21 protein-coding genes and 1 tRNA gene are annotated in these 21,892 nt (G+C 49.1%); 7 read left to right on the forward strand and 15 right to left on the reverse strand.

Translation table 11 applies throughout. The features are described 5' to 3' along the window. Positions 1-18: 18 nt before the first annotated feature. Genes groES through hisC form a run of 4 tightly spaced genes read right to left on the reverse strand, consistent with a single transcriptional unit; the run spans position 19 to position 3,292 of the window. Positions 19-309 (reverse strand): co-chaperone GroES, encoded by a 291-nt coding sequence (gene groES, locus V4534_06005; GenBank protein MES2504417.1) that lies wholly within the window; start codon positions 307-309, stop codon positions 19-21. A gap of 57 nt (positions 310-366) precedes the next feature. Further along, the gene (locus V4534_06010) at positions 367-1,434 is read right to left on the reverse strand and encodes an AI-2E family transporter (protein ID MES2504418.1); all 1,068 of its coding nucleotides are present in this window, start codon (positions 1,432-1,434) and stop codon (positions 367-369) included. Positions 1,435-1,455: 21 nt separating this feature from the next. Then, complete coding sequence (locus V4534_06015; protein ID MES2504419.1) at positions 1,456-2,199, reverse strand: DUF2608 domain-containing protein; 744 nt, start codon at positions 2,197-2,199, stop codon at positions 1,456-1,458. Between the two features lie 10 nt (positions 2,200-2,209). Beyond that, on the reverse strand, positions 2,210-3,292 hold the full coding sequence (hisC, locus tag V4534_06020) for a histidinol-phosphate transaminase (protein ID MES2504420.1): 1,083 nt from the start codon (positions 3,290-3,292) through the stop codon (positions 2,210-2,212). Between the two features lie 57 nt (positions 3,293-3,349). Here hisC and folD point away from each other — a divergent pair, with 57 nt between their 5' ends. The 4 genes from folD (at position 3,350) to feoB (ending at position 8,917) form a co-directional block, all read left to right on the forward strand. After that, the gene (gene folD, locus V4534_06025) at positions 3,350-4,204 is read left to right on the forward strand and encodes a bifunctional methylenetetrahydrofolate dehydrogenase/methenyltetrahydrofolate cyclohydrolase FolD (protein MES2504421.1); all 855 of its coding nucleotides are present in this window, start codon (positions 3,350-3,352) and stop codon (positions 4,202-4,204) included. 1,475 nt (positions 4,205-5,679) lie between these two features. Continuing rightward, entirely contained in the window at positions 5,680-6,879 is a 1,200-nt protein-coding gene (locus V4534_06030; protein ID MES2504422.1) for a thaumatin family protein, read from the forward strand. Between the two features lie 44 nt (positions 6,880-6,923). Then, positions 6,924-7,166: a FeoA family protein gene (locus V4534_06035; protein ID MES2504423.1), complete on the forward strand. Its 243-nt coding sequence runs from the start codon at positions 6,924-6,926 to the stop codon at positions 7,164-7,166. Beyond that, complete coding sequence (gene feoB / locus V4534_06040; GenBank protein MES2504424.1) at positions 7,166-8,917, forward strand: ferrous iron transport protein B; 1,752 nt, start codon at positions 7,166-7,168, stop codon at positions 8,915-8,917. Before V4534_06035 ends, feoB begins: the two co-directional genes overlap by 1 nt. A 58-nt stretch (positions 8,918-8,975) precedes the next feature. Here feoB and V4534_06045 read toward each other — a convergent pair whose 3' ends face one another. From V4534_06045 to V4534_06070, 6 genes are all read right to left on the reverse strand, one after another. Continuing rightward, positions 8,976-9,842 carry a hypothetical protein gene (locus V4534_06045; GenBank protein MES2504425.1) on the reverse strand — a complete coding sequence of 289 codons (867 nt, stop codon included), beginning with the start codon at positions 9,840-9,842 and terminating at the stop codon, positions 8,976-8,978. Next, positions 9,839-10,783, reverse strand: coding sequence for a diphosphomevalonate decarboxylase (gene mvaD, locus V4534_06050; protein ID MES2504426.1), 945 nt, complete (start codon positions 10,781-10,783; stop codon positions 9,839-9,841). Before mvaD ends, V4534_06045 begins: the two co-directional genes overlap by 4 nt. Beyond that, a tRNA-Cys gene (locus V4534_06055) sits at positions 10,784-10,857 on the reverse strand. Positions 10,858-10,998: 141 nt separating this feature from the next. Then, positions 10,999-11,292, reverse strand: a complete 294-nt coding sequence (locus V4534_06060; GenBank protein ID MES2504427.1) for a hypothetical protein — start codon at positions 11,290-11,292, stop codon at positions 10,999-11,001. Beyond that, the gene (locus V4534_06065) at positions 11,282-12,136 is read right to left on the reverse strand and encodes a cation diffusion facilitator family transporter (GenBank protein ID MES2504428.1); all 855 of its coding nucleotides are present in this window, start codon (positions 12,134-12,136) and stop codon (positions 11,282-11,284) included. Before V4534_06065 ends, V4534_06060 begins: the two co-directional genes overlap by 11 nt. Then, the gene (locus V4534_06070; GenBank protein ID MES2504429.1) at positions 12,120-12,671 is read right to left on the reverse strand and encodes an SRPBCC family protein; all 552 of its coding nucleotides are present in this window, start codon (positions 12,669-12,671) and stop codon (positions 12,120-12,122) included. Before V4534_06070 ends, V4534_06065 begins: the two co-directional genes overlap by 17 nt. A gap of 29 nt (positions 12,672-12,700) precedes the next feature. Between V4534_06070 and V4534_06075 the strand changes: the two genes are divergently transcribed. Next, positions 12,701-13,183, forward strand: coding sequence for an acyl-CoA thioesterase (locus tag V4534_06075; GenBank protein ID MES2504430.1), 483 nt, complete (start codon positions 12,701-12,703; stop codon positions 13,181-13,183). 13 nt (positions 13,184-13,196) lie between these two features. On the opposite strand, the gene V4534_06080 is transcribed toward V4534_06075, so the two are convergent. Then, positions 13,197-14,294, reverse strand: a complete 1,098-nt coding sequence (locus V4534_06080; protein MES2504431.1) for a DUF4215 domain-containing protein — start codon at positions 14,292-14,294, stop codon at positions 13,197-13,199. On the opposite strand from V4534_06080, the gene V4534_06085 reads away from it, so the two are divergent. Next, positions 14,272-14,649: a hypothetical protein gene (locus tag V4534_06085; protein ID MES2504432.1), complete on the forward strand. Its 378-nt coding sequence runs from the start codon at positions 14,272-14,274 to the stop codon at positions 14,647-14,649. The genes V4534_06080 and V4534_06085 overlap by 23 nt on opposite strands. Before the next feature lie 593 nt (positions 14,650-15,242). On the opposite strand, the gene aroC is transcribed toward V4534_06085, so the two are convergent. The 3 genes from aroC to V4534_06100 form a co-directional block, all read right to left on the reverse strand. Further along, complete coding sequence (gene aroC, locus V4534_06090; protein MES2504433.1) at positions 15,243-16,268, reverse strand: chorismate synthase; 1,026 nt, start codon at positions 16,266-16,268, stop codon at positions 15,243-15,245. Further along, complete coding sequence (locus V4534_06095; protein ID MES2504434.1) at positions 16,268-17,773, reverse strand: hypothetical protein; 1,506 nt, start codon at positions 17,771-17,773, stop codon at positions 16,268-16,270. The genes aroC and V4534_06095 overlap by 1 nt, the downstream gene beginning before the upstream one ends. A gap of 78 nt (positions 17,774-17,851) precedes the next feature. After that, positions 17,852-18,370 carry a biotin transporter BioY gene (locus V4534_06100; protein MES2504435.1) on the reverse strand — a complete coding sequence of 173 codons (519 nt, stop codon included), beginning with the start codon at positions 18,368-18,370 and terminating at the stop codon, positions 17,852-17,854. Between the two features lie 71 nt (positions 18,371-18,441). On the opposite strand from V4534_06100, the gene coaBC reads away from it, so the two are divergent. Beyond that, entirely contained in the window at positions 18,442-19,629 is a 1,188-nt protein-coding gene (gene coaBC, locus V4534_06105) for a bifunctional phosphopantothenoylcysteine decarboxylase/phosphopantothenate--cysteine ligase CoaBC (GenBank protein ID MES2504436.1), read from the forward strand. Here the strand turns inward: coaBC and V4534_06110 are convergent. Then, a complete protein-coding gene (locus V4534_06110) occupies positions 19,586-21,871 on the reverse strand; it encodes a bifunctional SulP family inorganic anion transporter/carbonic anhydrase (protein ID MES2504437.1) in 2,286 nt (761 codons plus the stop codon). The genes coaBC and V4534_06110 overlap by 44 nt on opposite strands. Positions 21,872-21,892: the final 21 nt, after the last annotated feature.

Below are 21,892 nucleotides of genomic sequence, written 5' to 3' on the forward strand. Positions count from 1 at the left end.
TATCTAATCTCCTTCAAATCAACCAATAATGCCTAACAAATCATCTTCTTTAAGTAGCAAGAATGATTCATTGTTTAGCTTCACTTCTGTTTCTGAATATTTTGCAAACAAAACTTTATCGCCTGCTTTAACAGAAAGCGGTCTCACGGTACCATTGTCGAGCACTTTGCCCGAGCCAACGGCTACCACTTCGCCTTCAAGCGGCTTTTCTTTAGCGCTGTCTGGAATATAAAGACCACCTTTTGTCTTTTCTTCGCTGTCGATACGCTTGACCAATACGCGGTCATGCAACGGTTTTAACTGAGCCATGCTTCACTCCTTTTTTAATTGAACTTGGGAGTAAGCATAAGCGCGTGGGCCGGCCGGTCAAGGGGCTAAATGTTGCCTGTAGTGCGCTTTGTAGATTTCAATCAAAGTCAAAAACATCGTCACCACGAGCGGACCATAAAAAATGCCTAGAATACCAAACAGGTGCACCCCGCCCAAAATGGACAGAAGCACCAACACAATATGCACCCGACTTTTACCGCCAATTAAACGAGGCTTGAGTACCAGTTCGCACAAACCCAGATACAATCCATTATAGATGAAATAGGTCATGGCCGCCCCACCGCGGTCCTGACTCATCAAAACCATGGTCGCCGGGATAATAATCACCCAAGCGCCCACCACGGGTATCAAAGCAGATAAGGCAATTACCAGACCCCAGAAAAAACCTGGCCCTAAATCAAACGCGTACATTCCAAGACCGCCCAACACGCCTTCGATCAAGCAAACCAAGCCATTGCTGACAAACACGGCTTTGCTGATTTCGCTGAATTGTCTGACCAAGTATTCTTGTTCGTCTTGAGGCAGAGGAGAAATATCCATGATGTATTTTTTGAGATCGCTCCCCGAGACCAGGAAAGTGAACACAATCATCATGGTCACAACAAAGTTAAATGCTATTAAAAGCGCATTGCTGGCCAGCTCGCTTAGGCGGTCATAGAGCATCAAGCTAAAAGAGCCAATCAGCTGACTCACGCTTTCAACGATTTTATCGGCCGACACCTGAATACCAAATCCGGCCGCTAAGTTATGTATCTGCAAAACCATCGGGTGCTGGCTGGAGAAAACTGAAAACGGCTCACCAAAAAGGTTTTTAACATTTTTACTTTGGTAAAAAGCAAAAGCCTGCTGCGATAATTGGCTAATAAAAAAACTAAACGGCAGACTCACACAAAGAATAATCACCAACAGCGTCAGCGTGGCAGCAATATGCTTATTGTATCGGCAGCGTCTCAGGATTTTGGCGTAAAGCGGGTTAAAAATGGAGACCAGCACCAACCCAAGCACAATGGGGGTAACAAAAATCCAAAATAATTGAACAACCAGAGATAAAGTAAATAATAAAATGATTAAAAAGACAGCAAGCGTAACCCGAGAATTGGCCATTCTCAGGCTATTATCATGCTTTTACTGTTCTAACCAACTGCGTTCTACTTCTTTTTCGTCCCATTCGGTAGGTCGTTTGTCATCCACTAATGGATAGAATAAACCGATGGCGCCAGTAGACTTGCAAACGCTTTCAAGATTTGGCAGCAAATCGTCCACCAAAATAATTCGCTTCGGGACAAAGCCTGTTTCTTTCAAATAAGCAGTTAACGCTTCGCCTTTAGGGAATTGATTATTCGCAAACAAAATACCTTGCTGGAAGTACCTGGATTTTTCCTTGCGGCGCGGGCTAGTTAGCGAAAAATCAACGCCAACCGATTTAACTTGGCGAAGGGTCGCCTCAACCAAAACCATATTCCGGGAAGTCAGCGCCATCACCGCAATACCGCGATTTTGCCAATCTTTGATGAGCTCAGGTGTAATGCTTTCAACAGGCTGATACTCAGCAGTTTTTATCGCCGCGCGGTGATGTTGTAGAATTTTTTGACGTTCTGTCGGGTATTTTTTCAACAAATCGTGAAACCAGTTCGCATGGGCTTTCATGTTCCCCTTCTTGGCTTCAAACAAAGTATTATCCAAGTCAAGCAGGATCAAGGTATCGGGCACAATCCACTTTTCGACATCAGCCATACTGGAAATTTGATAAATCTCGAGGCTGGGGTGAGCCCTGCCCGCCAGTTCCTGTTTGGGAACGGTTGCGCAAGAGACCGCAAATAGAACAGATACAAGAAGAGCGAATATCGGCGCCTGAAATCTAGTGTTCATGGAGGTTTGTCTAACTACCAAGCGATTTCAGCGCTGTAAATAGAGCTTCATTTTCCAAAGGACGCCCAACCGTGATTCTAAGTGAGCCAGTGAGCCCATAATTGGCCACTGGTCTGACAATGATTCCGTTGTCGATTAAACTTTCATGCACCGCAGCAGCGTTGCCAAAGTGCGCCAAAACAAAGTTTCCCGCGCTTGGAGTCGCTTTTATTCCCAATTCATCAAATTTTCGAAAAAAAAGTGCCATTTGGCTAGCATTCGAGCGAATCGACCGCTCCAAATACTCCTGATCGTTTAAAGCAGCGAGCGCAGCTGCCTGCGCTAAACTATTCACATTGAAAGGATCTCGCACCCGCTGCAGCAGTTCTGCAATGGCCGGATCGCAAGCGGCATAAGCAATGCGAAGGCCGGCCAGCCCATAAGCTTTAGAAAAAGTTCGTAATACAACCGTCCGGGGTCGAGTGGCTACAATTCTCAAGCCATTTGGATAATCAGGTGCGTTGGCATATTCAATGTAAGCTTCGTCCAACACCACCACCACCTGCGGCGGCACCTGGACCAAAAAGCGATCCAACTTCTCAGCGCTGATATATCTACCGGTGGGATTATTCGGATTAGCCAAAAATATGATCTTAATTCGATCTTTATCAGGGCCGTGCAAAGCTTCAGCCATCGCATCTAAATCATATTCAAGCTCAGGCGTCAGCGGCACCGCAAGCTCCACTCGATTATGCGCCCGAGTCGCCAGTCGGTACATCAGAAAGCTAGGCCAGCCCGTCATCACAATCTCTTCCGGACCAACCAACGATCGTACCAAGAGGGTGATTAACTCCGTTGAGCCGTTTCCCAAAACAATTTGATCGATTCGCAAACTAAAGCCGGCATTCAGATCACAAATCTTTTCCTTCAGCGCTTTACGATGTGCCACCGGATACAAATGAACATCCGACATAGTCGCCCGAATAGCTTCCAAAACTTTCGGCGATGGACCAAATGGGTTTTCATTCGAAGCAAGTTTAATTAAATCAGGAATTGATTGGCCTGGAATATATGGATCTAATTGCCTAATATACTCGGGCGCCAAAGGTCTCATATTATCTAGATTATCCAAGTACTCACCCAATTACTTCCTTTATGCTAGAGAATTTGGATGCACAGCGCGAAAATCATCAACGGTAAGCTACTGGCGGACGAAATCTTGGCGTCCCTAAAGCAAAAAATTGCTGAAGCAACCCACAAAGGCACTCGGCCACCAGGCTTATGCACTGTCTTGGTTGGCGAAGACCCCGCGTCTCAAATCTACGTTCACAACAAAAACAAGCAGGCTGCCAGCATTGGCATCAAAAGCTTTCACAAAAACCTGTCCCAAAACACCAGCCAGTCCGATTTAGTCGCCTTAATTCATGAACTTAACGAAAATCCCGAAATCGACGGCATTTTGGTCCAACTCCCTCTACCGGCCCAAATCGACCCGCAAGCTATTTTGGAAGCCATTAGCCCGAACAAAGATGTCGATGGTTTTCATCCCGAAAACGTAGGCCTTTTATCCATCGGTAAACCCCGCTTCATCCCCTGCACCCCCAAAGGCTGCCTGTTGCTTGCCCAAAGTACGGGTATAAGCCTACTAGGTGCCCATGCTGTGATCCTGGGACGCAGTAACATCGTTGGCAAACCCATGACCCAACTGCTGCTCAACTCAGAAGCAACCGTCACCGTTTGTCATAAAAACACCCAAGATCTAAAAACCTTCACCCGACAAGCCGACCTATTAATCACCGCAACTGGCTCCCCGCATCTAATAAAAGCCGATTTCGTTAAACCAGGCGCCGTGGTCCTAGATATAGGCATCACCAGACTCCCAAACGGCAAAATCGTAGGCGATGCAGACACGGAAGCGCTCCTGCCCATCGTCAAAGCCATCACCCCCGTCCCCGGCGGCGTAGGTCCCATGACCTTAGCGATGCTCATGGAAAACACCCACCAAGCCTACCAAATGTCAACATAACTTTAAGTCGAATAACACTGCTCATTGTTCAGCAAGATGCATCCCACACTGCTCGCAGTACAATCCGTCGCAGAACCAGCGCAACAAGCCGTTGGATTAGTGGGATCATTGGGAGTGCAAGTAATCACCGCACGGTCAGTACATTGAATGTTGCCACCCACCGAGGTCTGGATGCAGTTAGGATCCGTCTGAGCGCAACTAGCGCTTCCCAAAGGACAACATTGCCCGCCAATATTCGTACATAGAAGCGGTGCCGCTACCGCGCAATAAGGAGATTCGCGCTTCCAAACACATCCTGAAACCGCCGTACAAAGCTCAGCATAGCTGGCTGTGCAAGGATAAGTAGGGCCGCAAGTCGGTACGTTCCGAAGGCTGAACACAGCGCATTGCGTTGCAGGGCAAGGCAGACTCGGGCAGTTAAATACTATTTCTTCGGTAAATTGCGGCTGATAAGAATTAACGCAGTCCTTAAGTGAAACAGGGCTAACCGCATTATAACAACCATTCTGCTGCAATATAGGGGTCGATGATGCTTGCGCGCAGGACCCATTGTTCCACTGACAGCCCAACGAAGCTGACTGACAACTTTGCATTGAAACAGCCTGGCTACACTGAGATATCGTTAAGCAGCCCGAACCTTGACCAGTACCGGGTGTCGTATTCCAATAACAGCCAATTCCACCAAAAGAACTCTGACCGCAAGCCGCCGAGTCACCAACGCTCTGGCAAGACGATGCCGCATTGATGTCCGCATCTGTTTCTGCCGACTGCCCGCAGGCGGTTATAAATTGTAGAGCTGCAAGTAAACACAGAAGTCTCATCTATATTACATTAGTACCATCATGCGTTTAGTTACCATCATCGGAGTGATTTTGTTTTCTGTTTGTGGCTGTAAAAGCAGCAACCAGAACCTACTACCCAATAGCTCGCCCTGTATTCATGCGAACCAGTGCCAAAGCAACATTTGTTGTGGAACTCCAGGAAATGGAGCAACTTGTAGCGCCGGTTGCACGAAACCTCAAACCGGCGGCTTAGATTTTTGCAATGCCGGTGAGCGTCCCATGCTGGTCACCAACGCATCCACAAAGGATGTTTGGCTTGGGCTAACCAGCGGCTCCATTTCTTGTAAGAGTCAGACAGACTGCCTAGACTTCGGCGGAACTTGCACTCCGACCACCTTAACCCCAGGCCCTCACGGCCAAACAGTTTCCGGGGTTTGCACTTGTAGCACAACTAACGCGGGTACAACCGGATGTGGTAATTTGGCGAGCTGCGCTATCCAAACCAATGTTACCGGTGCATTGACGCCTCCACCTTCGGGAACAACGCTGCATTTCTGTTTTTGGAATCCACCAAGAATCGTGGGTCAAAGCCAGGCAATACCATCCGCGCACATGCCGAATCAAGGCGACACTCTAAAAATTTGCTTCCCTTCCCCAAAGACGACCGGAGGCAACTTCCAATGGAGTGGCAATATGTTCGCACGACACGGATGTGACGCAAATGGACAAAACTGCGCTTCAGCGGACTGTGCAGTCAATGTTTTAGCCAGCAGCAACCAGGCTTTGCCATACTGCCCCAACGCTCTATGCCCGTCAGGCTGCACCGGGGACGAATGTCCTAAAAACTGCACTCTCGACAATCCATGCGGGCCAAGCCATAAAGTCGCACCTGGCAGCACTTACGAAAAGGAATGTCCCAATGACGGCACCTGTGCGCCACAAACCGGTCTATGCAATCTGGGCGAAGGCGGACAGCCTCCTGCAACCTTGGCCGAGTTCACTTTAACAGGCACAGATTTTTATGACGTCAGCGTTATTAACGGTATCAACATGGGCATTTCAATGGCCCCCGATTTGAGCTTTGCAGCCACCGATCAAAGTAATCCGTATACCTGTGGTACCCCAGGTGCTAAAACCCAAGCGAGCGGGCAAAGCTATCTAAAGCCCTGTCCCTGGACAGTTAACTTAACAATCGACAAGTTAGGAGATCAAACTAATTTGCTGAGGCAAGTGTTACCTGTCTTAGTCAATCCTTTAGACACAGAATACCCCGCCTGCCCTTGTACAACTCCTGGCCAGGTCTGTGGATTAGCAATCAACGTCAAAAACACCACGCAAGCAAAATTTGTTCAGACTTGTGGCACAGATTTAAAAGCATATTGGACGGCTGATCAAATATGCGGAACTATAGCTCCCGGTGGTACAACCCTAACTAATCTGTATCCGCTTCCTTGCACCACCGACGGATCAACAAACCAAAATGCGATGCAAACACACATGATAAACCTGTTGGGTTGTATTGGTGCAGACGGATTTTCTTGCTATCAAACGGGTGCTCAATGCGGCGCAAGCGCGCAAAGTATAACTAACCTCCCCGGGACTTCAATCGGATGCGGCTGTCCTACTGCCCAGGGAAACCCCTACCTAGGCACAGTTTGGCCGCAACCAGGGCCTGCTGTCACCAACAACTGCACCAACTCGAATCCTGATTGGGTAGAATACATTCAACCTTGGATCGCGCCTTTGAAAACCACGTGCCCAACAGCATACACCTTCCCATATGATGACGTGACCTCAACCTTCACCTGCCAGGCAAGCGCAGCGACCAAAACTGCAGGCTCTGCACCAGGTTATTACGTTAATTTCTTCGACACGACCTACGTCATGCCCTAACACCCGTTGCGCGCTTTTCCAGCAGGTGCTAATTCCTATTGAGAATGATTCTCAATAGCCCGATACTCCTGCATAAGCTTCAAGTTGGCCAAAGTGGCCTTTTGAAATGTCAGGTGAAAAGCCAGCCATCTCTGGAGCAACAGCGCCTCGAAGAGCTCGGGTTTGTGGATGGTGCGCAGGTGAAATTACTGCGCAAAGGCCCTATGGGGAGCCCGCTATTATTCGAAATTAGTGGCACAAAAATTGGTATTCGCAGGGAAGAAGCTGCGTGGTTTGAGGTTATATAATGCGGCGCGTGCTACTCATAGGCAATCCTAATGCCGGTAAAAGTTCATTGTTCGAAGCTTTAACCGGGCAATGCTCTAAAGTTGCTAACCATGCAGGCGTGACGGTCGAAGAACAAGAAGCTGACTGCTATCTGCCGTCAGGTCATCATATTCAATTGGTCGATTTACCTGGGCTGTACAGCCTAAAAGCTTTTTCTGACGAAGAGCGCATTGCATTAAGAGTGCTTCAGGATGTCGATAGCCAAGCGGATTTAATTTTATTTGTTATGGACGCCACTCAGCTGAGGCGTAACCTTTTTTTGCTAACCGAACTGATTGATGCAAATCAGGGTCCTATTTTGGTGGCTTTAACCCAAATGGATGAAGCCCGAAGACTTGGAATCGACATTCAGATAGAGCTTTTAAGCAGGCGACTCGGTGTGCCGATGATCCCCGTGTCTAGCCGCACAGGGGAAGGTATTTCGGCGCTGCAATCGGCTATTGTTTCACCAATTGAACCTCTGCTTGCCAGTGTCGCCTCGCCTGAGTCTCCTAAAATACGTTACGCGGAAATCGATGCTTTGCTTGCAGGCATTGAAAGCAAGAAAGTTGGTCCTAAATGGGAAGCGGACGATTTGCTGCTGCATCCATTTTGGGGATTATTGGTTCTTGCAGGTATTTTTGGAGCGCTCTTTTTGACCCTGTTTGCCTTGGGAAAACCCATGGCTGATTTTTTGCAAAGCACTTTCGACGTATTTGGCAGTGAACTTTTGAGCTCGCTCACGGGGTATCCGCTGCTTGCTTCTTTGTTGGTTGACGGGGTTATCGCCGGGGTTGGCACGCTGGTGGCTTTTGTGCCGCTCATTGCCCTGTTGTTCTTTCTTTTAGGCATTTTGGAAGAAAGTGGCTATTTAGCGCGGGCGACTTTTTTGCTCGATCGGCCAATGTCTAGAGCGGGGCTTTCGGGCAGGGCGTTTGTCCCGATGCTTTCTGGTTTTGCGTGCGCCATCCCGGCCATCATGTCGACGCGCGTGATCCGCTCTAAGAAGAGCCGGTTCATTGCCATGTTTGTCATACCGTTTTTGTCTTGCTCTGCCAGGCTACCTTTGTATGCGCTGTTGATCGCAGCGTTCTTTCCAGCTTGGCAGGGCGCGCTGGTGATGCTCGGGCTTTATGCTCTTGGAGTCGTGGCGGCGTTATTATCCGGTTATTTTTTGAAGCGCTTTTGGTTCAAGATTCAAAGCGACGAGCTGATACTTGAGCTGCCCGGCTATCGCATGCCGCGGTTTAAGCATTTGGCTCGCCATGTTAAAACACAAGTTGGCTCGTTTTTGAAACAAGCTGGCACGCTAATTTTAAGCATGAGCGTTTTAATGTGGGCGCTATTTCACTTTCCTTTGGGTGCACCGATTGAGCTTAGTTACGCTGGTAAACTGGGCCACTGGCTTGAGCCTTTAATCACTCCGTTGGGTTTTGACTGGAAAATCGGCATTGGCCTGCTGGCAAGCTTCAGCGCGCGGGAAGTGATGGTTTCTACTTTAGGGGTTATTTACGGTTTAGATGCGAATTGGGCTTTGGCCTATTCACCTTTGGTCGCCGTATCGTTGCTCGTATTTTTTGCCTTGGCGATGCAATGCACCAGCACGTTGGCAATCATGCGCAGAGAAACCCAAACCTGGAGCTGGCCACTGGCGCAGTTTGTTTTCATGACCTCACTTGCCTGGCTGTCATCATTCGTAATTTTCCAGACTGGGAGCGCGCTTGGGTATTGATATTGTTATCACTGCCCTGATTGTCGCTGTGGCCGCTTATGATCTAGGCCGGCGATACCTATGGACCAATCAAAAGCCCAGGAGCGAAATAGTCCAAATCAAGCGCTCGCATCGGCGCGCTTAAAGCGTTTTTAAAATGGTTTTGCCGCTCAGGTGGGATAAAGCACAGGGAAATATCTCCACCACCGGCACCTGATGGCTTACTAAAACCACCATGCTCGTTTGCTAATCCTTGAAGATTGCGCTGCTCTTGGCTGATAATCGGAATGCCTGCTTCGCTTCCAAGACGACTCAGCAACTCAAGATTTTTGCTGACGATACTCGCCAACGAATCGAATCCGCACGTGCCAGTATAAAAACTCTGCAACTCATTCGTCAGCGCGCCTAGTTCATCAATAATCGCAGCATACTCATTGGATTTGGCTGCCTTAAAATCCAACACCTGCTTTAGAAAAGACCGAGTATTTTGCGAATTACCCACAAAAACGGTCATTAAATATTCAGCTGCTTCCTTCGACGGAATCAAAGGTGTCGCCTCGCCCTGCTGAAACCGAATCAGCCCGCCGTAAAATGAGGCCGCAACATCGATTCCTGAACCCAGGCCGGCGGAAAAACGTTTGTGACCTTGCAATGCGAGCCGGTATGCGTCCTCCGAATCAATCAACGCCGCCATGCAAACAGCGCTGGCTGCGGAAGAGCCCAGGCCCAGTTTATAAGCCCCTTCTTTCAACGCGCTCGAATCAATGGCGAAATGCGCGTCGGCGTCAGGCGTTTTGATTGCGCTCCACAACTCTGAGCGATGGATTTTGGATGAAGGTTTCAGAAAAACCCTGCGCCCAACAGCCATGGCAAGACCTGCATGCCCTTCGAGCACCGCATATTCACCAGCGAGAACCAGCTTTCCAGGTGCGCTAATTTCGATCATAGCAAATAGGCTCCGGGGCCTGGCCCTGCCAAGGTGACGCCTGATACCCCTACAATATTCGAGAGTTCTCTTTGTAAAGCTTCTGCATTTTTTTGCTCACACAGTACTTTGACATGCGGCCCCGCATCTAAAGTAAAGTAAGCCGGAAGGCCTTGTTGCCTGAGCGAGTGCACCGCGGCCATGACTGTTAAGCTTAAGGGCTCGAAATACCATAGACCTGGTTGAGCGGCCATCAGACTCGCATGCATTTTAAGCGTGGAGTGCTCGACCAGCCTGCCCAGCGCGTCGAAATCGCCCGCTTGAATTGCCGCCAAAGCACCATCTAAATCCGCCTGATGCGTGCTCACCCAAGCTGGGTAATAAGGCGATGTCTGTGCTGTCAGATTCATGGCCTCCCGGGAATCGATCGCCTTTTGTTTACGACTGCATGATACGACCACTAAACACAAATCCAGCGGCGCGTCTAAAACAGGTTCTGCATAACCTGCCGTGTGCATGCGTGCCAAGCCGGGAAAAATGCTGCGCGCAGCTGACCCAGATCCAATACGAGCCAACTCGCTTAAAGCTTTACCATCTAAATCCAGGCCAAAAAACTTCGCCCCAGCCAGCGCAAGAGCTGCGAATCCAGACGCCGAAGATGCGAGACCAGCACTGGTTGGCACATGGTTTTCAGAAGCAACGGCGCATTTAAATGATTTGCCTGAAAGCAGCCGGAGATGACCAAGAAATTGAGCGACCCGATAAAATCGTTCACCAGACTCCGCTTGTCCATCTAAAATCAAACTGTCTGATTCTGCCAGGCTCAAAGTTGTTTTGGTGTAAAACGCATCCAGTGTGAGCGATAAAGACCCAGTCGCTGGTAGATTATTCTGCTGCTGCGCTTTGCCCCAATATTTGATGAGCGCAATATTGGTATGGGCGATGGCGCTAACAGGATTCATTGGAGGTGCCGATCGGAATTGAACCGATGTACGCGGTTTTGCAGACCGCTCCCTAACCACTCGGGCACGGCACCCTAAAGCTGCCCGAGGCTATGCCACAAGGCAGGAGACTGGTCAACCAGCTAATAAAAACCCCGTCATTGCGAGGAGCGAAGCGACGCGGCAATCCACCGCCTAAGGAGACATGGATTGCTTCGCTGCGCTCGCAATGACCATTATGAGCGGATTTGGTTTTTTTCCCATTTTGCGCATTTGGTTTCGCTTTGTTTATGCAACATTTCTATGTCACCGCCTTGAGCGAAATAAATGGATAGCGCGACCAGCGTAATATCGATGCATTCGCCTAGAATTCCGTCAGGGCCGTGCGACTTGTGTTGAGAGCCGGATGCTTTTTCATGGATTAGGACTTCCTGCGCCAACTCTCCTACTTCCTCTTGAAGCTTGACTATGCGTTGTAAAAGTGTTTTTTGTTCTACGCTGGAAAGTCTTTGTATGAGCTCATAATTCATTGCACGCGTCTCCTTCGTTTTCGATCTCAAGTGTGACGTGCTGAAAGCCGAAATCACCCAACTCTTTTCGAATAGCGCACTTTAAATCAGTCAGCGCGGCATTAGACAATTGGGGGGCCATCATCAAATGCGTGCTGAGGACATGGTGTCGACCGTCCAAAGACCATGCGCGCGTATCATGCACACTGGTCACTTCGGGGTGCTGCTGGATCAAACGATCAATCGCAGCCATATCCAGCTCATCAGGTGTCGATTGCAGAAAAATACGGAGCGTCTGACGCAGTCTTTTGCTGGCATTCCAAATCACCCATGCTGCCACCAGCAAAGCTAAAATCGGATCCAAAATCGGAAAATCCCAAAATTGCATCACAATGGCCACCACCAGCACAGCAACCCAACCCAAAACATCTTCTAAAAAATGCAGCGACAGAACGCTTTCGTTAATGCTGTGACCATGGTGCAACTTAAAAGCCGCAAAGCCGTTGAATGCGATGCCGATAATCGCCAGCCAAAGCATACCATCTGTATGAATGGCCTGCGGTTGCCAAATGCGAGGGATGGTCTCTCTTAAAATAAAGAGCGAGCCGAAAATCAAAATCAGACAGTTAATCAGCGCGCCTAGAAGCGAGAAGCGCTTGTAGCCGAACGAAAACCGAATATCTCTTTCCCGGTCAGAGAATTTTTCTAAATACCACGAGATGCCAATCGATAGGCTATCGCCCAAATCGTGAATGGCGTCACTGGCAATCGCCACACTATTGGTAAAAAACGCTCCAACAAGCTCAACCAGCGCAAAAACCAGATTGAGCCAAAAGGCAACGAGAATATTATTTTGCTTTTTCAACCTGACTGTTTTCCACAACCAGCTTCAACTTGGCAAGGCCTTTGTCAAAATCGGCTCCCAGCATGGCATCCATCATAAGCCCAAAGTAACGATGCACCGGGTTACCGCCAAGCTCGCTGGTGTTAGTCCAGGTCACCAAAGTACCGCCGTCGCTCGGGGCGTAAATCATGGAACCTTTGGTAATCATGCCATCGTTGTTAAAGCCAATATCGTACCAGATGCCTTCGGCGGGCTCTGCTTTGGTTAAGGTCAAAACGCCGGAACCAATTTTTTCAGCCGTCCAGCTCATGTGGGCGCCGGTGCCGACTGAAGGTTCGGAATAAGTGTAAACCACGGTGGGATCCATCTCCTGGTTCCACGGCGCCCAAAGACTCCATTCCTTTAAATTAGCAACAAAGGGCTGTATCTGAGCGGGCGATGCTGCGATGACAATGCTTCTTTTAACTTCCACTTTGGAAGGCAGTACAAAGCCAATCGCCACCAAAATCACCAGTAAAACTGCCACTGCAATGAGTGCTTTTTTGAGTATATTCATGATAGAACTGTCTCACACGGAGTGCATTCATGGCAATAAAAACGGTAGAAAATACGCAGGTAGAAATGACGCAGCTGGTCCTGCCACAATTTGCCAACAGCATTGGCACTGTATTCGGCGGCCAAATTTTAAGCTGGATGGACATATGCGCTGCAGTCTCAGCCGGCAGGCACGCGAGAATGCCCGTGGTCACCGCCTCAATCGATAGCGTCCACTTTATTCAGCCCATCAAACAAGGCCAAGTGGTCATTTTGAAAGCACAAGTCAATGCTGTTTTTTCAAGCAGCATGGAAGTTGGTGTCATTGTAATTGCTGAAGATCCGCTCACAGGCGAAAGACATAAAGCATGCAGAGCCTATTGTACCTTTGTTGCTTTGGATGAATCCGGACATCCGAAAAAGCTGCCGGAGCTTAGCTCCAGCAACCCAGACGACATGCGTCGTGCACAATCTGCACACAAACGCAGAAGCGTCAGATTGGAAAGCAGGCCTCATCCGAATGAAGTTGGGTGAGACCTGACCCCAACTACTCTTGCCGAGGCGTCCTTGCCTCTGCGGCCCTTGCTTTGCCATGGTAGTAGTGGCGCAAACCCGCGACCACAGCACCAACCAAAACGGAGGCTGCTACAACACCAATAACGGCGCCAACAATGGTTCGTCTATGGCCTTCTGCCCACCAATCGTGCTTTTCGATTCCTGAACAGTCACTCTTACAATAGCCACCGCCATTGCCATTATTCGTGCCCTGATCACAGACTTCAAAGCCTTCATGCAACAAGCCATCGCCGCAATAAGCATTTCTGCAGCCTGCGGTACATTCACTGTTTGGATCTAAAGAGCCATTGTCACACTCTTCCACACCTTCATGTACCATGCCATCGCCGCAAACATTCAGGACGCATCCGGGGGTACAAGATGCATTATTAGCATTTAGAGCACCGTGATCACATTCTTCGATACCAAAGAAAGCAAACCCATCACCGCAGATATTGCGTTTGCAGTTACTGAGACAAAGACCGGTATTTCGCCCGCGACCATCATCGCATTCTTCACCCGGACCAGTGATACCGTCTCCGCAATAGGACACTTCGCAACTCGTTGTACAACTATCGCTGTCGATAAAGTTACCATCATCGCATCGCTCAAATCCGCCAAACAATAGACCGTCACCGCAGCTTGCTTTGTTACATGTGCTTAAGCAGTAGGATGAATTGCTGTTCATCACGCCCATGTCGCATTGCTCACCTGTTTCAAGTAGATTATTTCCGCACACGGTCTGACGTCTGCACTGGGTGGAACATCCTGAAGTAGGCCCGTTCAATCTACCCAAATCACATTCCTCGCCAGCGACCATATTTACAACGCCATCACCGCATCTTGAGATGGTGCAATCACGATTACAGGTTCTGGTGTCACCACCGCGACCTGGATCACACTCTTCGACGCCCGCGCGCACGTAGCCATCACCACAGGTTGCCCATTTGCAACCAGGCAAGCAAGTTTTGTTATAGCCTAAATCGCCGTCATCGCATTCTTCGCCTGATTCCAGAATACAGTTGCCGCATACTGGTACCGGGCAGCGAGGACATGTCGGCGCCGGTGTGGTCGTCGTTGCAGGCGGCATTGTTGTAGTAGGTGCTCTGGTCGTTGTGGTGGTTGGAGCATTGGTTGTCGTTGTTGTAGTGGGGGCACGTGTCGTTGTCGTGGTCGGAGCACGCGTCGTTGTTGTTGGGGCGCCAGTGGTTGTTGTAGTGGGCGCCCTAGTAGTTGTCGTTGGAGCACGAGTTGTTGTGGTTGGTGCATGGGTCGTCGTAGTTGGTGCCCGTGTGGTGGTTGTAGGAGCCCGGGTTGTTGTCGTTGGAGCACGAGTTGTGGTCGTTGGAGCGCGCGTGGTCGTTGTAGGTGCCCGGGTCGTCGTGGTCGGCGCACGGGTGGTTGTTTGTGGCTTGCATCTGTGTGGTCTGCAACCGCTATTGTGATACTTTTTATAGTTACAAGATTTTACACGAACTGACTTTTCATTTTTTGTATCAGGATACTGACACATGTCATAATCGTAATCGTAAGGACAGTCTTTATCATCAACATCATCACAGTAGCCTGCCGTCGCGCCTTTTTTGAGCCAATCGTTTAAATCGCTCTTACTGACGGTGTAATGCTTGGATCGATAGCAAACAATAACATTGGAGTCGCATCTCCCTGGATAAGAACCAGTTTTAATATAGCCAGGCAGCTTCTTATGAGGAACCTGCATGGTGTAGCAACCCTTAGGGTTATCCTTAGGGATGTAACAAATTGGCGATTTATCATCATCATCATCGCGGCAATTTCCTTCCCAGTGGCCCTGGCGATAACGCTTGTCTTTAACATCATAGTCATCGTCATCGTCTTCTTCTGTGCACTTATTCGGGTCCTCGGTGTTACATTTACCATATTTTGTTTTGGATGTGGCACTAGCGAACTGAACAGGTATCATTAAAGATACTGACAGAAAAAGACATAAAGTCTTTGTCAACATTTTCATGCGAATCTCCTTAAGTGCGGCAACTTTTAGGAGATAAGGTTTGTTCCACTAATTAGATCGTAAGGAATGATCCGCTAAAACGAGCGCGGCCATCGCCTCTACAATTGGGACCGCTCGCGGAAGTACGCAAGGGTCGTGTCTACCGACGTGATTTTTGAGCAAAGTGGCCACCGGCTTAAACGCCACTCGGAAGACAATGTCCATTCCATTGGAAATCCCGCCCTGAATCCCGCCTGAATGATTGGTCTTGGTGCGCATCACGCCTGCTTCCTCGATAAATTCATCGTTATGCTGGGAGCCCTTCATACCAATGCCCGCAAAGCCAGAACCGAAATCAAAGCCTTTCACAGCATTAATACTCAGCATTGCTTTGCCCAAGTCTGCATGAAGTCTATCGAACACCGGCTCGCCTAGACCGACCGGGCATCCTCGAATCAAACCCGTGACGACGCCACCGATGGTATCACCTTCATCTCTGATTTGCTCAATGAGCTTAATCATCTCGGCCGCGACAGAAGGTTCAGGACATCTTACCGGTGTGTTCTCAATCAGAGCCGCGTCTACTTGCTCTGGGAGCAGATCGCATTTAATGGCGCCGACCTGTGACACATAGGCCAAGATCTGGACGTGTTGCGCATGAAGAAGCTTCTTGGCAATTGCCCCAGCCATCACGCGAGCGGCGGTTTCACGAGCAGAAGAACGCCCGCCCCCCCGAGGATCGCGATGGCCATATTTCGCTTGGTAAGTAAAATCGGCATGAGAAGGCCGAAATTCTTTTTTGATCTTATCGTAATCTTCAGAACGCTGATCTTCGTTGCGAATCAACGCGGCAATGGGCGCGCCGGTGGTCAATCCCTGATAGATGCCAGATAAAATTTCAACACGATCTTTTTCTTGTCGCTGCGTGGTAATGGCGGATTGGCCAGGCCTGCGCCGGTCTAAATCATTTTGGATATCTTGCTCGTCAACCTGAAGTCCGGGCGGACAGCCATCCACCACTACCCCAATCGCCGGACCGTGAGATTCTCCAAAAGTGGTTACGCGAAAAATTTGTCCAAAATTATTTCCTGGCATTAAGGTTGTTTTAGCAGCAATAAGTAACCTGACTCCAGGTTTTTCGATACCTGCCTAATATCTGCCTCCGGATTTGATGCTTTGCCGGCCAAATAAGCACCCAAAGCAATCGCGCCCACCACGGCGCCTGCTGCTTGCATATCTGAATTTCTGGACCGAAGGCCAGCATCCAATAGAGCAAGGCCCACATAAGCACCCACAACAGCCGCCACCTCAGTTCCCATGCGAAATTGCGCTCGGCCCTTGAGGATTTTATCAAATCTGCGCCCAGCGGTAGTCGTTGCCTGAAAACTGGAAGACCACAATTTCAGAGCTAAGTATTCCCCCTCAACGGCGCGCTCTAGGTTAGCGTTGCGGCAAAAGGCGAATACTAAATTCCCTCCCGGATTCGAAATGCCACATGGGGCGGTCACAGAAATAATTTTTTGACTTACACCAGGTAACTGATCGCCGGCCACACGGGGCACGATTTTTGCGATTTCCTTATATACCCCTTCACTTTGTATAGATGGCCCGATGCCATCAAAATAAACCGCAGCAACAGGCTGGTTGAGTGCAGTCTCAATGCGAGCCAACAATTCGCCGGGCTTAGATAAAAGATCTTTTAGATGCGCTTTTTCAGACACCACTTTTTCGATATTCACCAGTGCTACTTCAATTTTGGAAGTATCTTGTTTTAGCTTTTTAAGCATGGGCGTTATGACGCTATAGTACGGTTCTTCTTTCTCTTTTATTGCCTTGGATAAAAAGCGCAACGATTCTGCCGATGCGGTGCCCAATATCTCATTAATGCTGGCGTGAGCAGGCGCCACCAATAATGCACTCGGCAAACCGACTTCAAGCAAAGCGATGGCAATTTGAGAGCCTGGTTCCTTAGGGATGCTGCCTGCATAGAAATTTAATGCATCCAACAGAGGCTCTAGCATCACTTGAAGTCTCAAGGCTTTGACAAGGCCTTCTCTGGTCCGTTCGATGTCCGAACTAGCTGAATGCGCTTCTAACTGGCAACGCAAGGTCATCGCGTAAATCATCGGCGCATCGCTGCCGTACATATAAGCTTGCCAACGGGCATCAAGAAATTCGGCTGCCTTAAACGCAGGCATCGCAATGTCGCAACGATTTTGCGAGGCATCAATCATGCCAAGCAACATTGCGGTTAGCATGCGCTCGTAAGGCTTGCCCTTGAAAGGCGTTTTACTGTCAGGTGTGAAAGCTTTGCTGAAATTTTCGGGGTCTCTCAAATCATCGAATTGATTAAACGCGTTCTCTAAGTATCCTTGAGCGCGTTTGATCTCCATAAGTGTCAGCTCACCACGGCGCAGCAAGTTGAGGCCTTCTTGCATATCGAGCAAAGTTTGGTCTGTGACCCACTTCTTTTTACCAGCCTCAACAGCTTCGTCTGAAATGGGATAGCCCGCCCATAGCTTATACAGTTGAGGGTCCGTTAGCGCCGTCTTATGAGCGCAACCAACCAGCAATAGCAATAACACAGTGATATAGGGCATGCGCGAGCATAAGAGAGCGCTGGCAGGAATGTCAATAAGAGGAGGGGATGAGGGACAAGGCCTGCCAGGCTCTGCTGTTTATTTATTAATTACGGAACCGCGCTGCAAAAATCCACAAACCAAAATCAGCAATACGCATTTAATCAACCCTGGGATTATAAAAGGGAAAAGTCCCAAAAGCACCGCATCTTCAGGCCCGATGATCACAGCCAAAAATCCCACACCCAAACCAAACACGCAGATTGTACCCAGCAAAGTGGCAACACCAATAGACAAAAAATCATTTCCACGAAAGCGCTCACGCCACAGCCCCATCGCCCATACAGCCGCAATAAAGCCGATCAAATAACCCAAATGCGTTAGCGCAAAAGGTCCAGCTAAAACCGGCAAACCAGCCAAACCTAATGCCACGTACGTGCTGACTGACCAAAGCGCCTCTTTAGGCGAAAAATAAAGCCCGATGACCATCACGGCCAATGTCTGAAGTGTGACAGGGACTGGCTGCCAGGGAATTTGGATATGAGCGCTCACGCTTAAAAGAGCAACGCCGACGCCAATAGTAAGCAATTGCGACCGGGGCAAAATCAAGGTTGTCATGCGCTCTAGACTACAATAAGAAAGACGGCCTGCAATAGACGCCGACGCATTTTTGTTCTAGCCGTAGCGCAGTGCTATCTAATAAAAAAATCATCTTGGGCATTAGCGGCAGCATCGCGGCCTACCGCAGTTTGGAGCTAATCCGTTTACTTCGCCAACGTGGCGCCAGTGTGTTTGCCATGGCAACCCAAGGTGCCTTGGAGTTCATAACGCAGCTTTCCATCCAAACTTTGACAGGCCAAAAGCCTAGCGGCGGCATTGAGCATATCGAATCTGCTTATGAAGGCGATGCTCTACTAATTGCTCCGGCAACCGCCAACATGATTGCAAAGATGGCCCACGGCATTGCTGACAACACGCTCTTGCAGACCTACCTGTCCTTCACCGGACCTGTATTGCTAGCCCCTGCCATGGAAGCGCATATGTGGCAGCATCCAGCCACACAAGACAACATCGCACTTTTAAAAAAACGCGGCGTTCGGGTAATTGAGCCAGAAGAAGGTCCCTTGGCTTCCGGACGGACCGGCGTTGGCCGTCTCGCCGACCTTGAAGTTATTATCGAAGCCACCGAAGCCAGTCTCTCACCGAAAGATTTTCAAGATGTATCGGTTCTGCTTACCGCAGGGCCAACCATCGAAGAGCTTGATCCTGTTCGTTATATTAGCAACTATTCATCAGGTAAAATGGGCGTTTCCTTGGCAAAAGCTCTGGTGCAACGCGGCGCGCAAGTGAGCTTGGTGCACGGGCCGCTGCAAGTTTCAATCCCCAAAATACAAGGGCTGAAACTTTTTCCCGTCAAAAGTGCGCTGGATATGATGTCCTTTTGCTTAGAGCTCTCACCTAAATCGAACTTAGCCATCTTATGCGCTGCCGTTGCCGACTTTAAACCGGCCAACAGGCACAATGAGAAAATCAAAAAATCGGACAGCTACGCGCTGAACCTAACGGTAAATCCAGACATATTGAAAACCTTGGGCTCTCAAAAATCAAAACCATTCTTGGTTGGCTTTGCAGCAGAAACAGAGGATCTTGAAGCAAATGCCGTACAAAAATGCATAAAGAAATGCTGCGACCTCATCTGCGGCAACCAAATCAGCGCTTCCCACTTTCCATTCGGGGACGATGACAACCAAATGATCGTGGCAGACCAAAGTGGTGTCGTCGCCAGGTTTGAAAGACAGGATAAGCTGACTTTGGCACATAAAATCTTGGATCTTATAAGACCATCATTGGCGAGTGGTGCATTTGCTGATTCGTGAGACTCGACTGCTTAATATAGCGTTTATGTTCCGGGGACCAAATCTCAATTTCGCCATTTTTGATTTCGAAAAACCAAGCGTGGAGCTGTAAATCTCCCGATGCTTCTAGATCTCTGACGATTGAGTAAGAACGTAAATTATCCAGCTGATAAAGAGCATTAATTCGGGCAACTTCGTCGAGCCCAATCTCGCTCGGAATCGGGTGATACGATTCGTTCTCCATGGTTTCTTTGCGCCAGGCCTCAAGATTCTTCAAATTCGCCGGTACTTCTTTGTTTCCATGCAAGGCCATCATCGCACCGCAGCTTGAATGTCCGCATACAACAATTTCTTTGACGCCCAAAATGCCGACAGCAAAATCAACCGCTGCAGCTTCTGCAAACACAGAGCCTGGCTGGACCCTCGGGATCATATTACCCACATTGCGAACAATAAATAGTTCGCCAGGATCCGTTGAGGTCATGAGATTAGGCTGAATGCGGCTATCAGAGCAGGTGATAAACAAGGTGTGCGGAGATTGCCCTTGAGCCAATTTGCCAAACAACTTTTGGTAGCGATGTCTTTCTTCCTGCAAAAATCTTTGCAAGCCCTTGTCCAGGCGTTCGGCTGGATCGCTCGGGACGCGTCCCCCTAGGATTTCCAGCAGCTCCTGTTCCGTCGATGCAATCATATGGTCTAACTTATGATTGGCATCGGCCATGACCAAAAATTTTCGCTCTTTTTCTGGCAGCCCTGAGATAGCCAACTTAATATTTCGGCCACGCAAATCCTCTACGACCTCGAACAGCATTTCCGCGCCAGAGCCGTCGATTTCAGTGACGCCCTGCATATCAATTGCAACACCTCTGGACGGGTCCAACCCTCCGATTTTGCTTTTCAACTCGTCTATTTTGAGGGACGATAAAAAAGTAATTGGACCCTGTAATTCGAAACGGTAAGGCCCTTCGCCGCCCGTACCCGACCCATAGATTTTGATATTGGTTCGACCAATCTGAAATGCCAAAATAGCCAGAGCGCCAACGAGCCCCCACTGCACGCCCTCAAGCAAATCAACAAATACAATCACACTCAAGGTGATGGCGTAAACCAAGGCATCGCTGCGAGACACATGATATAGATTAATCAGCTTTTCGGGATTAACCATCCTTGCTGCAATAAAGAGCAGCAGGCCAGCTAAGGCGGCGATTGGGATCTGGCCAATCAACGGCGCAAAAAGAAGGACAGTGCCGATTAATAGGAGTGAATGAATAATGGAAGAGCGTCTAGTCTTCGCCCCAGCAATAACGTTTGTTGCCGAACGCACGATAACCCCAGTTACCGGAATGCCACCAAACATAGCCACAGCCAAGTTTCCTAGGCCCTGACCAATCAACTCCTGATCTAAATCACTGCGCGCGCCTTTGACTAACTTATCGACCGCCGTGGAAGACAAGAGTGTTTCCAGTGAAGCCAATGCGTAGACCAATAAAGCGGTCCCTAAAAGCTGAAGCAAATCAATCCCTTCCGGCAAAACAGGAAACTTAGGTATGGGAAATGCTCTCGGAATCTCTCCTATCCTGGCAAGCCCAGCACTCCCAAAATAGTAAGCCGCAAGACTTGGCAGGGCGATTCCAATGAGAGGTCCAGGAAGTTTAGAGGAAATCCTAGGCGTGGCCCAAAGCAAGAAGATAACGCTGGCAGCGATAATCACACTTTCTGCCTGACTTTCGCTTATCAAGTTTCCGATATGAGTAATAACATCAATAACATGCGACTCGCTCGGGGGCGGAAGACCAAGCGCTCTGGGGAGTTGCGCAATTAAAATAATCGCCCCAATCCCCGCAGTAAAACCCTCGATGACAGGAATAGGCATTAACCTTACAAAGCGCCCAAAACCAAACACGCCCGTCAAAATTTGCAAAAGCCCACAAATAAGCCCAATAATGAGCAAGCCTGCTAACCCATATTGCTCAACGGCTAAAGCAACAATCACTGCCATGGCTGCCGCAGGCCCGCTTACTGAAATTGGGTTGCCGCCAAATAACGCACATACAATCCCGGCAATAATCGCAGTGATAATACCAACGGCAGGCTCAACCCCTGAAGCTAAGGCAATAGCTAAAGACAGAGGAACCGCAACCAACGCCAATGTGATACCCGCAAAAATATCTTCTCGCCAGTGTTTAGGGCCAGCTAAAAGCCGCCACTGCGGCAACAGCGACCTAAAACCTAAATCCAAACGAAGCGATTGTAAGTTTATCATAGGCGATGGACAATTTCACAT

The organism is Myxococcota bacterium, from assembly GCA_040387835.1.
Lineage (GTDB): Bacteria > Myxococcota > UBA727 > UBA727 > JABDBI01 > JAZKCZ01.

Bases quoted from the DNA above. Each gene is read 5' to 3' on its own strand.
- V4534_06095 (MES2504434.1), bottom strand. From the start codon at position 17,773: ATGCCCTATATCACTGTGTTATTGCTATTGCTGGTTGGTTGCGCTCAT.
- aroC (MES2504433.1), bottom strand. From the start codon at position 16,268: ATGCCAGGAAATAATTTTGGACAAATTTTTCGCGTAACCACTTTTGGA.
- V4534_06015 (MES2504419.1), bottom strand. From the start codon at position 2,199: ATGAACACTAGATTTCAGGCGCCGATATTCGCTCTTCTTGTATCTGTT.
- V4534_06010 (MES2504418.1), bottom strand. From the start codon at position 1,434: ATGGCCAATTCTCGGGTTACGCTTGCTGTCTTTTTAATCATTTTATTA.
- mvaD (MES2504426.1), bottom strand. From the start codon at position 10,783: ATGAATCCTGTTAGCGCCATCGCCCATACCAATATTGCGCTCATCAAA.
- groES (MES2504417.1), bottom strand. From the start codon at position 309: ATGGCTCAGTTAAAACCGTTGCATGACCGCGTATTGGTCAAGCGTATC.
- hisC (MES2504420.1), bottom strand. From the start codon at position 3,292: ATGAGACCTTTGGCGCCCGAGTATATTAGGCAATTAGATCCATATATT.
- V4534_06060 (MES2504427.1), bottom strand. From the start codon at position 11,292: ATGAATTATGAGCTCATACAAAGACTTTCCAGCGTAGAACAAAAAACA.
- V4534_06075 (MES2504430.1), top strand. From the start codon at position 12,701: ATGGCAATAAAAACGGTAGAAAATACGCAGGTAGAAATGACGCAGCTG.
- feoB (MES2504424.1), top strand. From the start codon at position 7,166: ATGCGGCGCGTGCTACTCATAGGCAATCCTAATGCCGGTAAAAGTTCA.
- V4534_06035 (MES2504423.1), top strand. From the start codon at position 6,924: ATGATTCTCAATAGCCCGATACTCCTGCATAAGCTTCAAGTTGGCCAA.
- V4534_06100 (MES2504435.1), bottom strand. From the start codon at position 18,370: ATGACAACCTTGATTTTGCCCCGGTCGCAATTGCTTACTATTGGCGTC.
- V4534_06030 (MES2504422.1), top strand. From the start codon at position 5,680: ATGTTCGCACGACACGGATGTGACGCAAATGGACAAAACTGCGCTTCA.
- V4534_06080 (MES2504431.1), bottom strand. From the start codon at position 14,294: ATGCCGCCTGCAACGACGACCACACCGGCGCCGACATGTCCTCGCTGC.
- V4534_06110 (MES2504437.1), bottom strand. From the start codon at position 21,871: ATGATAAACTTACAATCGCTTCGTTTGGATTTAGGTTTTAGGTCGCTG.
- V4534_06070 (MES2504429.1), bottom strand. From the start codon at position 12,671: ATGAATATACTCAAAAAAGCACTCATTGCAGTGGCAGTTTTACTGGTG.
- folD (MES2504421.1), top strand. From the start codon at position 3,350: ATGCACAGCGCGAAAATCATCAACGGTAAGCTACTGGCGGACGAAATC.
- V4534_06045 (MES2504425.1), bottom strand. From the start codon at position 9,842: ATGATCGAAATTAGCGCACCTGGAAAGCTGGTTCTCGCTGGTGAATAT.